Source organism: Catenulispora pinisilvae (genome assembly GCF_015356865.1).
Taxonomy (GTDB): Bacteria; Actinomycetota; Actinomycetes; order Streptomycetales; family Catenulisporaceae; genus Catenulispora; species Catenulispora pinisilvae.
Map to the genome: position 1 here is coordinate 1 of NZ_JAAFZA010000015.1, position 15,980 is coordinate 15,980.

Annotated in this window: 6 protein-coding genes; all 6 read left to right on the forward strand. The window is 70.9% G+C overall.

Annotated elements, in window-relative coordinates; all coding sequences use genetic code 11:
* Positions 1–24 precede the first annotated feature (24 nt).
* The 6 genes from IZR01_RS06700 to redH are packed head-to-tail and all read left to right on the forward strand — an operon-like array spanning position 25 to position 15,977.
* A complete protein-coding gene (locus tag IZR01_RS06700) occupies positions 25–2,052 on the forward strand; it encodes an aminotransferase class I/II-fold pyridoxal phosphate-dependent enzyme (protein ID WP_194923330.1) in 2,028 nt (675 codons plus the stop codon).
* Between the two features lie 3 nt (positions 2,053–2,055).
* A complete protein-coding gene (locus tag IZR01_RS06705; protein ID WP_323746933.1) occupies positions 2,056–3,720 on the forward strand; it encodes an amino acid adenylation domain-containing protein in 1,665 nt (554 codons plus the stop codon).
* Positions 3,717–11,438, forward strand: coding sequence for an aminotransferase class I/II-fold pyridoxal phosphate-dependent enzyme (locus tag IZR01_RS06710; protein WP_323746934.1), 7,722 nt, complete (start codon positions 3,717–3,719; stop codon positions 11,436–11,438). Before IZR01_RS06705 ends, IZR01_RS06710 begins: the two co-directional genes overlap by 4 nt.
* Entirely contained in the window at positions 11,438–12,256 is an 819-nt protein-coding gene (locus IZR01_RS06715) for a thioesterase II family protein (RefSeq protein ID WP_194923294.1), read from the forward strand. The genes IZR01_RS06710 and IZR01_RS06715 overlap by 1 nt, the downstream gene beginning before the upstream one ends.
* Positions 12,244–13,275, forward strand: coding sequence for an SAM-dependent methyltransferase (locus IZR01_RS06720; RefSeq protein WP_194896849.1), 1,032 nt, complete (start codon positions 12,244–12,246; stop codon positions 13,273–13,275). Before IZR01_RS06715 ends, IZR01_RS06720 begins: the two co-directional genes overlap by 13 nt.
* A 32-nt stretch (positions 13,276–13,307) precedes the next feature.
* Positions 13,308–15,977, forward strand: a complete 2,670-nt coding sequence (gene redH, locus IZR01_RS06725; RefSeq protein WP_194923295.1) for an undecylprodigiosin ligase RedH — start codon at positions 13,308–13,310, stop codon at positions 15,975–15,977.
* Positions 15,978–15,980: the final 3 nt, after the last annotated feature.

A 15,980-nucleotide genomic window follows, 5' to 3' on the forward strand; every position in this document is an offset into this window, starting at 1 on the left:
GCCCCGCCCCACGCTACCGAGACGGTGCAGGACCAGGTCCTCGACGTCATCGCCGCGCGCACCCTGTACCAGCGGGAACAGCTACCCCTGGAAGCACACCTCGAAGGCGAACTGGGCATCGATTCCGTAGTGCTGGAGTCGATCGCGGTGGCGTTGCGCACGCGCTTCGGACTGGACGAGCAGACGCTGCGCGCGGACGTGGTCACCGTGCAGGACCTGGTCGACGCGGTCGTCGGTTTGTCGGACGCGGCACCCGCACTCGTACCGGCACCGACCCGGCCGGTCGACTCCGTGGCGCGCACAGCCGCGGCATCCGCACCCGTGGCGCACCGGCCGTCGGATCCACGCTCGCAGATGCGCGAGGCGGTCATCGCCGCCACCATGCTGCACACCCACTACCAGCGCGAAGACCTGGATCCGGACGCGGACCTCGAGAGCGATCTCGGCGTCGACTCGGTGGTGCTGGCTTCGATCACCGCGGAGGTCCGCCAGCGGCTGCCCTTCGTGGGCGAGGCTCCGTCCGCGCTGGGCGCGACCACCTTGCGTGAGTTGTGTGACCGGCTCGACCCGGACGTGGCGACGCGGACAACGCCGACAACGCCGCCGACGGTGCCGGCCCGGCGGCCGGCGCCTGCCCCCGCACGGACTTCCCAGATCCGGCGCCCGGTCTCGGACGAAACAGCGTCCTGGGATACCAGGTCGATGAAGGACTTCGCCGAGGAGCGCGACCCGGACCTGTTCGCGAAGGTACGCAGCTTCGGCTCCTACCACCGGGGGCGGGAGGCCGAGCAGCTCCACTGGTACGGCATGCCGCTGCAATCGCGCTGCGAGAACCGTGCCGTGATCCACGACGAACTCACCGGCCGGACCCGCGAGTTCCTGATGTTCGCGTCCAACAACTATCTGGGGCTGGCCAACCACCCCAAGGTCATCGACGCGATCTGCGACGCCACCGGCGTGTACGGGGCCACCAACACCGGCTGCCGCCTCATCGGCGGCACCAACGTGCTGCACAAGGAGCTCGAACGGCGCCTGGCGGCGTTCAAGCAGCGGCCGGCCGCGATCGTGTTCCCCGGCGGCTACTCGGCGAACCTGGGGGTCATCTCCGCGCTGGTGAAGAGCTACGACGCCGCGGTGGTCGACAAGTTGAACCACATGAGCATCGTCGACGGGTGCCGGCTGTCCGGCGGTCAGCGCCGCATCTACCGGCACAACGACATGGACGACCTCGAACGCGTCCTCAAGCGTTGCGCCGATCAGGCGCAGGGCCGGCTCATCGTCACCGACGGCGTGTTCAGCATGCACGGCGACGTGTGCGACCTGCCGGGGATCGTTCGTCTCGCGGAACAGTACGGTGCCCGCGTCCTGGTCGACGACGCGCACGCGACCGGCGTGCTCGGCGCGACCGGCTCCGGCACCGCGGAGCACTTCGGCCTCAAGGGCCGCGTCGACCTGGAACTGGGCACGATGAGCAAGACGCTGGCCGGCATGGGCGGCTTCGTCGTGGGCGACGAGGACGTCATCGAGTACCTGCGCTTCTACGCCAACTCCTACGTGTTCGCCGCGACCATCCCCGCAGGGATCGCGGCGGGCCTGATCGCCGCGATCGACGTGATCGAGAACGAGCCGGAGCGCCTGGCCCGCCTTTGGTCCAACATCCGTACCCTGCGCCGCAACCTCGTCGAGGCGGGGTTCGACCTGGAGAACTCCGACAGCGCCATCCTGCCGGTCGTCATCGGCGACGAGCGCAAGACGATGGAGATGGGGCGCGCGGTCCGGGCGCGAGGACTCTTCTGCCAGACGGTGGTCTACCCCGGTGTCCCAGTGGGCGATGCCCGGCTGCGGATCAGCGTCACGTCCGAGCACACTCCCGAGGACCTCGACGAGGCCGCGAACATCTTCGTGGAGGCCGGCCGCGAGACCGGTGTACTGCCCTCGCGCGGCGACGCTCATCGACCCGTCACCACCGATCGACCCGTCGTCACCGATCGACCGATCGCCACCGACGCGTCGGACCGCTGGGCGACCGGCGCCGATCAGGCCAGGTGGTGAGCCGTGAACGAGATCATCACCACCATCGCGACCGGTGCCGGACCGACGTCCGCCGACAGCAGCGACAGCGTCGACGGCCTCTGCCGCATCACGCTGCCCTCCCGGTTCACTCCCGAGCAGGCGGCGCGCGCCGCCCTGCTCGGCGACCACCCGCTCAGCTACGCGGAGCTGGACAGCGAGGTCGACCGGGTGGCGGCCGGACTGCTGCGCAACGGAGCCGGCCCGGGTGACCGGGTCGCCATCTGGATGGACAAACAGCCGCGGTACGCGGTGGCCATCCTGGGAGCGCTGCGGGCGGGCTGCGCCTACCTTCCGCTCGACGCGGCGCAGCCCGCCGAGCGGGTGCAGGCGGTACTCGCCGACGCCGAACCCACGGTGCTGTGTGTCGACCGCGGCCACCTGCCCTTCGTGATGGCGTCGCGCCTACCCGCTTCGGTGCGGGTGGTCGCGATCGCGGACGGCGTCTCGGGACCGGCGCCCGGTCGGGCCGAGGTGCTGGGCTGGGAGGACTTCGCGCCCGTGGTGAGTCACCGCACCAGCGTCGCGGAGCCTGATCCCGGCTCGGTCGCGGCCGTCCTGTACACCTCCGGTTCCACCGGGATGCCCAAGGGCGTCCAGATCACGCACCGCAATCTGGGCGCGTTCATCGGGTGGGCCCGTCAGGAACTCGACGTCGGGCCGGACGACGTGTTCGCGGGCCACGCCTCGTTCAACTTCGATCTGAGCACTTTCGACCTGTTCACCGCGCTGTCCGTCGGGGCCTCGCTGTGGATCGTCCCGGACGCGCAGACCAAGGACATGGCCGCGCTCGCGGCGGGCATCGTCCGGCACCAGGTCACCGTCTGGTATTCGGTGCCCTCGGTCCTGCACCTGCTCCTCCGATCCGGTGCGCTGACACCGGACGTCGCCGCCTCGCTGCGCCACGTCCTGTTCGCCGGCGAGGCCTTCCCCACCCCGCAACTGCGCGCGCTGGCAGAGGTACTGCACCCGGCCACAACGCTCTACAACTTGTACGGGCCGACCGAGACCAACGTGTGCACCTACCATCTGGTCGGCCCCGAGGACCTGCGCGACGACGAGCCGATCCCGATCGGAGTCCCGCTTCCCGGTGCCCGCGTGTCGGTCCGGGCACCGGACGGCAGCGAGGTCGCCTCGTCCGGTGAGCTGGGCGAACTGATCGTCTCCGGCCCCTGCGTGACGCCCGGATACTGGCGCCGGCCCCGGGAATCGGCCGCGGCCGGCCACCCGGCGAGCCACGCGACCGGGGACCTGGTCTGCCTCGACGACCACGGCCGGTTGGTCTACCGGGGGCGCAAGGACCGGATGGTCAAGCTCTCCGGCTACCGCGTCGAGCTCGGCGAGGTCGAGGCCGCGGCCCTTCGCCACCCGGGCATCGCCACCGCCGCCGCGGTGGTGGCGGCCGGGCCCGGCGGCGGCGCGCACATCGTGCTGCACTACACGGTCCCCTCCGGGGCGGCGCCGCTCGGCCTGCTCGACCTCAAGCGCCACTGCGCGCGCTACCTGCCCGTCTACATGGTGCCGCGCGCGGCCGAATGCGTGGCGGCCCTGCCCTACAACGCGAACGGAAAGGTCGACTACCAGCGGCTGGCCGCCGGGGGCGACGATCCGCCCGCGGCGCCGCCCCTCGATCCACGGAGGTTGCCGTGACCGACCCGCGCCGCGAGGCCGCCACCGTCGCCGCGCTGTTGCAGCACCACGCCCATCAGCGTCCTGACGCGCTGGCCTACCGCTTCATCACCGGAGTGGACGGCACCAGCCAGGAAGTGACCTACCGTCAGCTCCAAGCGCGGGTGCGGGCCACAGCGGCCCGCCTCCAGGCCGAGCGGCTGCGGGACAAGCCGGTGCTGCTGCTTCACCCGCCTGGTCTGGACTACGTCACGGGCTTTCTGGCCTGCATGTTCGCGGGCGCCATCGCAGTGCCCGCATATCCGCCGGACGCCGCGCGGTTCGGGCAGACCCTGCCCCGGCTCGCCGCGATCGGCCGGGACGCGAAGGCCACGCACGCTCTGGCGTCCGCCCCGTTGAGCAGCCTGGCCCATGACAAGCACGCCGAACTGGCCGAGCTGGGGCTCGGTGACCTGCACTGGATATCCGCGGATGACACCGCCGGTCTGACCGGAGCCGACTGGAAGGAACCCCGGACCACCACGGACTCACTGGCGCTGCTTCAGTACACCTCCGGTTCGACCTCCCAGCCCAAGGGCGTGATGGTCAGCCACGCCAACCTGCTGCACAACCTGCGCGCGATCAACCGCCGGCTCGGGCACGACCAGGACTCGGCGATGGCCCTGTGGCTGCCGCCGTACCACGACATGGGCCTGATCGGCGGGATCCTCACCGCCTTGTACGGCGGTATCCCGTTGCACTCCATGGCGCCGATGACGTTCGTGCGGCGGCCGCTGCTGTGGCTGGAGACGATCGCCGCGACCGGCGCGGACACCGGAATCTCGCCCAACTTCGGGTTCGAACACTGCCTGCGTATGATCCGGCCGGAGCAGCGGGACGGGCTGGATCTGAGCCGTTGGCGGCTGGCCCTGAACGGTGCCGAACCCGTTCGGGCGCGCACGTTGGAACGTTTCGCAGAGTTCTTCGCACCGTGCGGCTTCGACCGGCGCGCGTTCATGCCCTGCTACGGTCTGGCCGAGGCCACCTTGCTGGTCAGTGCCACACTCCCCGGTCAGGGTGCTGACGCCTCCGTCTTCGACTCCGCTGCCCTGGAACAGGGTTCCGCCCGACCGGCGTTCCCCGGCACCGCCCGCACCACCGAACTCGTGAGCTGCGGCGGCAGCGCGCAAGAGGTGTCCGTCGCCGTCGTCGACCCCGGCACCGCTCGGCGCCTGCCCGAGGGCGGGATCGGCGAGATCTGGGTCGGCGGCCCGGGCGTCGCGCGCGGCTACTGGCGTCGCCCCGAGGCCACCGTGGAGACGTTCCGAGCAGTCATCGACGGCGAGCCGGGGCGAACCTACCTGCGCACCGGTGACCTCGGATTCCTCGGACCGCACGGCCTCTACGTTTCCGGACGCAGCAAGGACGTGGTGGTTCTTCAGGGCCGCAACTACTACCCGCCGGATCTGGAGCAGACCGTCGAACGCGTGGGGGAGGGCATCCGGACCAACGCCAGCGCCGCGTTCGGCGTGGAGCTCGACGGCGCCGAAGAACTGGTGGTGGTCTGCGAGGTGGACCACCGGCCCGACGACGGCGGCGCGGCGATGCTGGCCGCGGTCCGCGCCGCGCTCGCCGCCGAGCACGAGGTGAGCCCGCACGCGGTGGTGCTGGTGAAGCGCTCGACGGTGCACCGCACCACCAGCGGGAAGATCCAGCGTGGTGCTTGCCGGGAAGACTACGTGCACCTGCGGCTGCAAGCTCTCGCGGCGAGCGTGCTCGGCTCCGCGAGCACAGCTCCGACCGGCTCTGGAGACCGCCGCCGGCTGATGGACCGCCGCGAGGTCGAGGTCGCGGTCGGGTCCGTCCTGGGCTCCGTAACGGGGACGACCCAGATCGCCGGACGCCGCCTGGCCGACCTCGGCCTGGACTATCCGGGCCTGCTGCGAGCGGTGGCACTTCTCCAGGAGCGGCTGGGTGTCCCGGTGCCGATCGGAGAGCTGCTGACCTACCCGGACGTCGACACCCTCGTGGCGCTTCTCCTCGGCGAGGAGCCGCCGGCGAAGCGGCTCACGCCTCGTTCGACAGCGCCCACAGACGCAGGCGGTGCGCAAGCACCCAGGCCGGTGGCCGCACTCGACATCGAGCGTTGGCTCATCGAGCGGATCGCCGCCCGGCTCGGCCTGGCTCCCGACACAGTGGACGCGCACGCGCCGTTCACCGCGCTCGGACTGGACTCCAAGCAGAGCGTCGCGGTGAGCCAGGAGCTGGGAACCCACCTGGGCCGGGAGATCACCGCGAGCCTGGTGTTCGACCACCCCACGATCCGTGCCGTCGCCGACGCGCTCGGCACGGATCCCGGACCTCGGCAGACCGGCGACCACCGCCTCCCGAGCTCGGAAACCCAGGCAGCCGCCTGGGCGGGCCCGCAGGCCGAGCCCGTCGCCGTCGTCGGCATCGCCTGCCGTATCCCGGGCGCCCCGGATGTGGAGAGCTACTGGAAGCTGCTGCTGGACGGACGCTGCGCGATCGGCGAGGTGCCGCGGGAACGGTGGGACCCGGAAACCGTGCCCGGGACGCCGGGGGTCGGCGGATTCCTGGACCGGATCGACGAGTTCGACGCCCGCTTCTTCGGCATCTCAGCCCGCGAAGCCTCGCGCATGGACCCTCAGCAGCGCCTTCTGCTGGAGACCGCTTGGACTGCCGTCGAGGATGCGGGTATGGCGCCCGGCAGCTTGGCCGGAACCCGGACCGGCGTGTTCGTCGGCATCAGCAGCCACGACTACTACCAGTTGCAGATGGGCGACACCGGTGCGGCCGACATGCACGCCGCGATCGGCAACGCCCAATCGGTCGCCGCGAACCGGATCTCCTACGTGCTCGACCTGCACGGGCCCAGCATCGCGGTGGACACCGCCTGCTCCTCCTCCCTGGTCGCGATCCACGCGGCCTGCCGCAGCCTGCGCGAAGCAGAGTGCTCATCGGCGCTGGTGGGCGGGGTCAACCTGATGCTCACCCCGCAGCTCACGGCGGCCTTCACCCAGGCCGGAATGCTCTCGAAGGAAGGCGCCTGCCGCACGTTCGACGACGCCGCCGACGGATACGTGCGCGGTGAGGGCGTCGCCGTGGTGTGCCTGAAGCCGCTGTCGGCCGCGCTGGCCGACGGGGACCGGGTGCACGCCGTCATCAAGGGCTCCGCGGTCGGGCACGGCGGTCGTGCCAACGGTCTGACCGCCCCGCGCGGTTCGGCGCAGCGCGACGTGATCGAGCGGGCCCTGGCCCAGGCCGGGCTGCGCGGCGACGACGTGGACTATGTGGAATCCCACGGCACCGGCACGCCGCTGGGCGACCCGATCGAGTGGGCCGCGCTGGCCGCGGTCTACGGACGGGACTCCAGGGCCGGTGAGCCGTGCCTGGTCGGGTCGGTCAAGAGCAGCATCGGCCATCTGGAGGCCGCGGCCGGCCTGGCCGGACTGATCAAGGCCGCCCTGGTCGTGCGCGAGGGTCAGGTGCCCGCCCAGGTGAACTTCACCGTTCCCAACCGGCACTTGGCCGCGGCGGGAGCGGGCCTGCTCGTCGCCGCCCGGCGCCAGGCACTCCCGGTCGGGCGGCCACTGCGCGCGGCGGTCAGCTCCTTCGGGTTCGGGGGCACGAACAGCCACGTCGTGCTCGAAGCCGCCCCCGAGCCGCTCCAGCGCTCCTATCCGATACCGAGGCCGCTGGACGCCTTGTGCCTGTCGGCCCGCACCGAACAGGCGCTGGCCGATGTGGCCCGGAACTACCGGGCGCACCTGGTCACCCACCCGCGGGTTCAGCTGGCAGACCTCTGTCACGCGGCCAACACCGGCCGCACGCATCTGGTCCACCGCGCCGTCGCCACCGCCGCCACCACCGAGGCGCTGGATCGTGAGCTGGCGGCCCTCGCCGCCGGTGAACCGTCCCGCGCGGTCCTGCGCGGCGAGGTCCCGACCGAGGCGCCGAAGCTGGCCTTCCTGTTCAGCGGCCAGGGAACCCAGTACCCCGGCATGGCCCGGGCGCTGGCCGAAAGCCACCCGGCGGTGGCCGAGAGTCTGGAGCGCAGCGACGCGGTTCTTCGGCCGTTGCTCGGGACGTCCCTGCACGATCTGCTATCCGACCCGGCCGCGGACAGGTTGCGGCAGACCCGCTACTGCCAGCCGGCCCTGGTGGCAGTGGAACTGGCACTGTTCGATCTGTGGGGTTCGGTCGGAGTCCGACCGGCTGCCGTCCTCGGGCACAGCGTCGGCGCCTACGCGGCGGCCTGCGCCAGCGGCGTGTTGTCGCAAACCGACGCACTGACGCTGATCGCGGCGCGCGCCGCGGCGATGGACGCGCAACCCGGCCGGGGCGCGATGGTCGCCTGTTCGGGCGACGCCGAGGTGATCCGGTCGCTGGCGGCGTCTCGTCCTCGGGTCGCGGTCGCGGTCGTCAACTCCACGACACGGTTGGTGCTGTCGGGCCCGGCGGAGGACATCGAGGCGCTGACCGTGTCCCTCGGGCGTGCGGGTGTCGCCGCCAGGCCGCTCCAGGTCTCGCACGCCTTTCACTCCTCGATGATGAGCGGCGCCGCGGACGCTCTGCGGCGTGCTGCCGGCTCGGTGCATCACCACGCTCCGCGGTTGCCCTGGATCTCCGACCTGACCGGACAAAGGGTCGACCAGATCAGTGACCGGTACTGGGTGGACCACATGCTGAGCACGGTCCGCTTCGGCGACGGCGTCGCCGCGCTCAATGAGCTGGGCTGCACCGGCTTCGTGGAGATCGGCCCGCACCCCACGCTGCTGTCGCTGGTCCAGGCAGACGGCGAAGCGAACAGGGCCCTGCGTCTGCCCACCATCCGCCGCGGCGGCGAGGACTGGGAGACGTTCCTACAGTCCTTGGCCCGGCTGCATTGCGCCGGCGGCGAGGTCGACTGGGCGGGTCTGGACCGGCCGCACGGGCGGGTCCGGGTCCCGGTTCCACGCACCGTGTTCCACCGACAGTCCTACTGGCGCCAGACCGCGCCTTCGAACATGCCGGGGACCGATCCCGTCCCGGCGACACCCCTGGAAGCCTCCGCCGTCGATGCCCCCCGAAGGGAGAGCGCCGTGCACACGCAGGCGTGGACTGAGGACGTCGTGCCGCTCGACGCGGTCGTGACGAGCGACGTGATCCGTTATGTGGGCCGCGTGAGCGGGTTCCCCGACCATCAGGTGCCCCTGGACGCGCGCCTCGGGCCGGATCTCGGATTCGACTCGCTGATGAAGCAGGAACTGGAGCAGCGCATCGCGCAGAAGTACGCACACCGCCTGCCGGAACTGCGCCGTTCGCTGCCCGAAGACCCGACCGTTCGGGATCTGGTGCGGCTGCTGGGGGTCTCCGGCTCCCCGATGCCGCGACCCGAACCCGCGGTCCCGACTTTCGTCCCCATGGTCCCGGCCCCGGCAGCCCGCCTCGCGCCCGACACACCCGTCAAACGCGAGCGGGTGGTGGAGGAGTGGGCCGAGTACCACGAGATCCAGCAGCGGCTGCGGCGGATCGAGGCGGCCGGCGCGAACGCCTACGGCCGCGTCCACGAGGGGTTCAACACCGGGCGGATCGAACTCGGCGGCCGCTCGGTCATCAACTTCTCCGCCTTCAACTACCTGGCTCTGTCCAGTCACCCGCGGCTGTTGGCCGCCGCCAAGGCAGCCGTGGACAAGTACGGCACCTCCAGCTCGGCCACTCCGCTGCTGTGCGGTGAGACGCCGCTGCACCACGAACTCGACGCCGAGATCGCGTCCTTCCTCGGCACCGAGGCGGCGATCGTGTTCGCCGGCGGCCACGCCACGAACGTGGCGACGGTGGGCCACCTGTTCGGCCCGGAGGACCTGATCCTGCACGACGAGTGGATTCACGACAGCACCGTGCGCGGGGCCATGCTCTCCGGTGCCCGCCGACGCCCTTTCCCGCACAACGACTGGGCCGCGCTGGACCGGATGCTGGCGGCGATGCGCGGTGAGTTCCGGCGCGCGGTGGTCGTCATCGAGGGCGCCTACAGCCAGGACGGCGACATCCCCGACCTGCCCCGGTTCATCGAGGTCAAGAAGCGGCACGAGGCGATGCTCATGGTCGATGAGGCGCACTCGATCGGAGTCCTGGGCCGCACCGGTCGTGGTATCGGAGAGCACTTCGATGTCGACCGGCAGGACGTGGACCTGTGGATGGGTACCCTCAGCAAGGCTCTGGGCAGTCTGGGCGGCTACATCGCCGCCCGCGGACCGCTGATCGAGCTGATGAAGTTCACCACCCCGCTGTACATCTTCAGCACCGGGATCTCTCCGGCGAACGCCGCGGCCGCGCTGGAGGCGTTCCGCGCCATCCGGGACGAACCCGAAAGGGTCGCCCGGTTGCGGGAGTTGTCCGAGTACTTCCGGCAGCAGGCCCGGGACCGAGGCTTCGACATCGGGGTCTCGCGGGCCTCCGCGGTGATCCCGGTGATCACCGGAAGCTGGGACCGCGCGATGGCGGTTTCCCACCGGCTGCTGGAGCGGGGTGTCAATGTGATGCCCATCGGCTACCCGGCAGTCGCGAAGGATCAGGCCCGGCTGCGGTTCTTCGTCAACGTCGACCACCGTGAGGAGGACCTGGAGCACGCCCTGGACCTGCTGCAAGAGGAGACGCAGCCGCAGCCGCGGAATCAGAGCCGTGCTGACGGCGAGCGGTACCAGCCCAGGACCGCCGCGCGCCCGGCGCGGTCCCGCCCGCCGGCACCCGGTGCGGCGGACGTCCTGGTCGCCGGGGCCAGCGGCTTCATCGGCGGCCACCTGACCCGGCGTCTGGTCGAACGGGGCCGCCAGGTCCGCGTGCTGGTCCGGGCGGACAGCGACCGGTCCGTGTTCGACGGCCTGCCCGTGCAGGTCGAGGTGGGCTCGCTGGCCAACGTCGAGAGCCTGCGACGCGCCACCGCCGGGGTGCGGCAGATCTTCAACTGCACCGGCATGTCGGCGGACTGGGGCCCCTGGCAGCAGTTCCAGCAGACCAACGTGGAAGGCGTCCGAAACCTGATGGAGGCGGCGGACCACGCCGGCACCGTCGAGCGGTTCGTCCACCTGAGCACCACCGACGTGTACGGGTATCCGAAGCGCCCGTGCGACGAGGGAACGGTGCTGAACGACATCGGGCTGCCGTACAACCGCAGCAAGGTGCTCGGTGAGACTGTGGTTCGCGAGTCCGCCCAGCACACCGGCGTCCCGCTGACCGTCATCCGGCCCGTGTCCGTCTACGGGCCCCGCAGCAAAGACTTCGTCGTCGAACTCGCCAACCTGCTGCTCCAGAAGCAGATGGTCTACATCCGCCACGGCGACGTTCCGGCCGGCCTGCTGTACGTGGAGAACCTCGCCGACGCGATGATCGCCGCCTGCGATGCCCCCGTGGCCGAGGGCCGCGCCTACAACCTGCGCGACGCGGAACTGACGACCTGGCACGACTACATGGAGGCGCTGGCACAGGGGCTGGGCGTACCGGCGCCGAAGTTGAGCCTGCCGACCGGTGTGGCCACCGGAGTCGCCACCGTGTCGGAGCGGATCTGGGGCACGTTGCGGATCAAGTCCCGGCCGGTGCTGACCCGGCACGCGGTCAATCTGTTCGCGCGGGACCAGTCCTACCCGATCGAGCGGGCCCGCGACGACTTCGGCTTCAAGAGCGAAGTCGACTTCGCCGAGGGCATGCGCCGCACCATCGCCTGGCTCGACTCCGACGACGGCCGCCGGCTGGTGAAGCGCTGATGACCACCGTCCTGGAACGCTCCGGCCCGTGGCTTCCGGCCGCGGATCCGGACCGCACACTGCGGTTGATCTGCTTTCCCCACGCCGGCGGCACGCCGTCGCTGTACCACGATTGGCCGCCCCTGCTGGACCCGGCGATCCAGGTGGTGCCGGTGCTGCTGGCCGGGCGCGGACTGCGCTCCCACCAGCAGCCGGCCTCCGTCCTTCAGCCCTTGGTGGAGGAGGTGGTCCAAGCCCTGGTCCGGGCCGGCCACACCGATCGGTTCGCGATGTTCGGCCACAGCATGGGCGCCCTGCTCGCCTACGAGGTCGCGTGCGCCTTGCGCGAGCGCGGTCTGCCCGAGCCGGAGCACCTGTTCGTGTCCGCGAGTAAGGCCCCGCATTTGTACGGAGCCGCGGCCGGTTGGCCGACCGACGACACGGACCTGCGCCGGATGGTCGGTGAGCTCGGCGGGCTCGGCCCGGACGAGGAGATGGGACTGGCCTACCTCGAGCGGCGGCTTCCGGTGCTGCGGGCCGACCTGCGGCTGTGCGCCGAGTATGTGTGGACGCCGCGCGCGCCGCTGAACTGCCCCATGACCGCCTTCTCCGCCGACGGCGACCCGGTCGCCACGCCGGCGCAGATGGAGGCGTGGCGGGAGTACACCGCGAATTCGCTGCTGCGCCGCCATCTGCCGGACGGCCACTTCTATCTGAACCACGAGGCGGGCCGCGCCGCGCTGTTGCGTTTCGTGCGCGCGGACTTGGACCGGCTGTTCCACACGGCCGGCGCCGGACACACCCACCAGCTATCGGAGGACTCGCGATGGACCGGCTGACCCTGACCAGAATCGTCAAGGAGCGCCAGCTACCACTGCTGCTGTCGGCCACCAGACGTCTGGTCACGCCGATGTACCGGGCCGCGTTCCTGGCCGCGGCCGCCCGTTCCGGGGTGCTCGGCCGTCTCGCCGTGCGGCCCTGCGACCTCCAGACACTGGCCCACAGCCTGGACGTGGACCAGCACGCCGAGGAACTGCGCACCTGGCTTGACATCGGTGTCCGGCTGGGGGAGCTGGCCTGGTTCGACGACACCTACCGGTTGCGGAGCCGGACCGCCAAGGCGTTGGCACGTCCCGGACGCGAACCGGTCGCCGCGGCGCTGGAGGAGGTCCTCCGCTTCCATCTTCCGGTGCTTCTGGAGGCCCCGCAGATGCTGCGTGATGGCAGGAGACTGTCGCTGAGCGACCAGGACGGCCAGGTCATCGCGCGCTCGACGCGGGTGGTGGAGCCGTTCGTGGAGGAGGCCGTGCGCCGCACCCTGGATCGCGACCGGCCGCTGCGGCTGCTGGAGGTCGGCTGCGGCGCCGGCACCTACGTGCGGCTCGCGGCCCAGCTCAATCCGCGGCTCACCGCATTGGCGATCGACCTTCAGGACGAGGTGGCCGCCGAGGCGGCCGAGAACATGGCCGTATGGGGTCTGGCGGGCCGCGTGCAGACCCGCCAGGGAGATCTGCGGACCCTGATCGCCGAGCCGCAGTTCGACCTGGTCACGCTGCACAACAACATCTACTACTTCCCGCCCGGGGACCGTGTCGACGTCCTGCGCAAGGCGCGCTCGCTGCTGGCCCCCGGCGGCCGGCTGCTGCTCACCACCGCGTGCCGGGGCGGCAACCTGGGCCTGGAGGTCCTCAATCTGTGGTTCACCCACGCCGATTTCGGCGGGCCGCTGCCCACGATCGAGGACCTGGTCCGGCAGCTGGACGACGCCGGTTTCGCCCAGGTGACGACTCGTCGGCTGATCCCCGGCGACCAGTTCCACGCCGTCGTGGGCGTCAACGCCCCGGCCGGCCGGCCGTGACCGGTCCCGGTACCGACAAGGAGGTTCCCCCGTTGGACACGACGACAGTGAACGAGCGCGGCAGCGCCGTCATCCACCTGGACCGGGTGGACAAGCCCGACGACCAGGTCCTGGGCGGCAAGGCCGCCCGCCTGGCCGAACTCATCGCCGCTGGACTGCCGATCCCGCCGGCGTTCTGCGTCAGCACCGCGATGTTCCGCCAAGCACTGGAACACCTCGGCATCGACGAGGCGGGCGACAACGAACCCGGGCCCGTACTGCGCCGCCGCGTCCTGGACGGCACCCTGCCCGCGGCGATCACCGAACCGATCCTGGCCGCCTACGCCGAGCTGGGCCGTCCACGCGTGGCGGTGCGATCCTCCGCGGTCCGCGAGGACTCGGCGGGGCAGTCGTTCGCCGGCCAGCACGACACGATCCTGGACGTCGCCGGGGACGGCGAGCTGATCGAGGCGGTCAAGGAATGCTGGGCCTCTCTGTGGTCCGACCGGGCGCAGGTCTACCGCGACGGCCCGGAACCGGCCGGCGCGATCGCCGTGATCGTGCAGGAGATGATCCACGCCGATGTGAGCGGGGTGCTGTTCACGACCGATCCGGTCAGCCCGCGGCCGCACCAGATGGTGGTCGAGGCGTGCTGGGGCCTGGGTGAGGGCCTGGTGTCGGGCAAGGTCCCGTCGGACTGGTTCCTCGTCGACGAGCGCACCATGTCACCGGTGGAGCAGGAGATCCGTTACAAGGTCACCAAGTGCGCCCCGCTGGAGCCCGGCCGGATCGGCATCACCAAGGTCGATGAAGCCGACCGCAACCTACCGTGTCTGACCCGCGATCAGCTGGAGGAACTCGCCAGGCTGGCGGTCTCGGTCCGCACCTACTACGAGGCCGAGCAGGACCTGGAGTGGGTGCTGAAGGACGGCCGCTTCCACCTCCTACAGGCCCGTCCGATCACCACCCGCCCGCAGCGCACCGACCGCAACCGGCTGTACGTCACCGAGCAGCCCCGGCCGATCGCCGAGGGCACGCTGTGGTCCCGGATGGACATCGGCGAGATCTTCACCGGGATCATGTCCCCGCTGGGCCAGTCGTTCGCCCGCTACTACCAGGCGAACGTGCACACCGATTGTGCGCGCGCGGTCGGGGTGCTCGACCCCGGTGACCCGGCCCTGCACATGGGCTACCTCCAGGGTCACATCTACCTCAACATCTCGTTCACCTCCTACATGCTCGGGCAGTGCCCGCCGACGCGCGACCAGCGGCACTTCACCGCCCGGTTCGCCAGTGAGGAGGCGGACCTGACCGACTATCACAATCCCTTCGGGTCCTTCCCCGGCGGCGGCGAGGGTCGGGCCGCGCTGACGCACTGGCTGCGGTGCACCGCGGTAGAGATGGCGCAGATGAAGCGCCGCGCGAAGCGGATGGTCCGCTCGCGCGAGTACGAGTTCGACCGGGCCCGCGCCCTGGATCTGACCCGGTTGAGCCGCCGTGAGCTCGACGCCGAGATGTCCCGCTACCTCGGCTACTTCCACGACATGCATGTCGGCTACATGCCCTACTACATCAACGCGTTCGGCTTCTACGGGGTCCTGGCCGAACTGTGCGCGAAGTGGCTCGGCAAGGACGGCCACAACCTGCAGAACCGCGTCAAGACCGACATGTCGAGCCTGCGCACCGTCGAGTCGGCCCGGGACATCTGGGTCGTGGCCCAGGCCGCCAAGGACCGGCCGGCGGTCATGCGCCTGATCCGCGAGACCCCTCTTGAGGCTCTGCCCGCCGCGCTGCTCGCCGACGACGCGGGACGGGAGTTCTGGAAGAGCCGGGTCGAGCCGTTCCTGCGCGCCAACGGCACCCGCAGCCACCAGGAGATGGAACTGACCCACCCGCGCTGGATCGACGACCCCTCCTACGTGTTCCAGATGATCCGCCGGTATGCGGAGGACGGCTTCTCCATCGACGAGATCCTCGGCCGCAGCCGCGCCTACCAGGACGGCGACGCCGCCGTGGTGCTGACCCGGCTGCCGCGCACGAAGCGCACGGTGATCGAGAAGGTCATCGCGATGTACGTGCAGTGCAGCGAGCTGCGGGAGACCGCGCGGATGTCGATGATCACCTCGATCTGGCTGGTCCGCAACGTGGTCTACGAGGTGGGCCGCCGGCTGATCGCCGCCGGCGTGCTGCGCTCGCCGGACGAGGTGGCCTACCTCGACTTCGGGGACGTGCTCGGTTATCTGTCGGGCACTGGCGAGCCGCAGGAGGTCTTCTCCCGTGTCCGCCTGGAGGAGGCACGCCGTGAGTTCCAGTACGTGCGCCGGCTTCCCGAACCCCCGCTCACGCTGATCGGCGAGCACGATCCCACGCGGGCCGTGGTGCCGGCTCCGGACGGCGCGCGCCTGGAGGGGCTGGCCGCGAGCCCGGGGCGCGCGGTGGGCCGGGCCCGGGTCATCGAGGACCTGGTCTGGCAGGCCGACGAGTTCCAGGCCGGCGAGATCCTGGTGACCCGCTTCACCGACGCGTCCTGGACGCCGTTGTTCGCCATCGCAGGCGGCGTGGTGACCGACATCGGGTCGATGCTCTCGCACAGCTCCATCGTGGCCCGTGAGTTCAACGTGCCCTCGGTGGTCAACACCAAGCAGGCCACCCGCCGCATCGCCACCGGCGACATGGTCGTGGTCGACGGCGACGCCGGCGTGGTGGAGGTCGTCGAGGGCTGAGCC

What these genes read in the sequence shown, in the direction of transcription:
- IZR01_RS06715 (WP_194923294.1), top strand. Translation starts at nt 11,438, where the DNA reads ATGACCACCGTCCTGGAACGCTCCGGCCCGTGGCTTCCGGCCGCGGAT.
- IZR01_RS06720 (WP_194896849.1), top strand. Translation starts at nt 12,244, where the DNA reads ATGGACCGGCTGACCCTGACCAGAATCGTCAAGGAGCGCCAGCTACCA.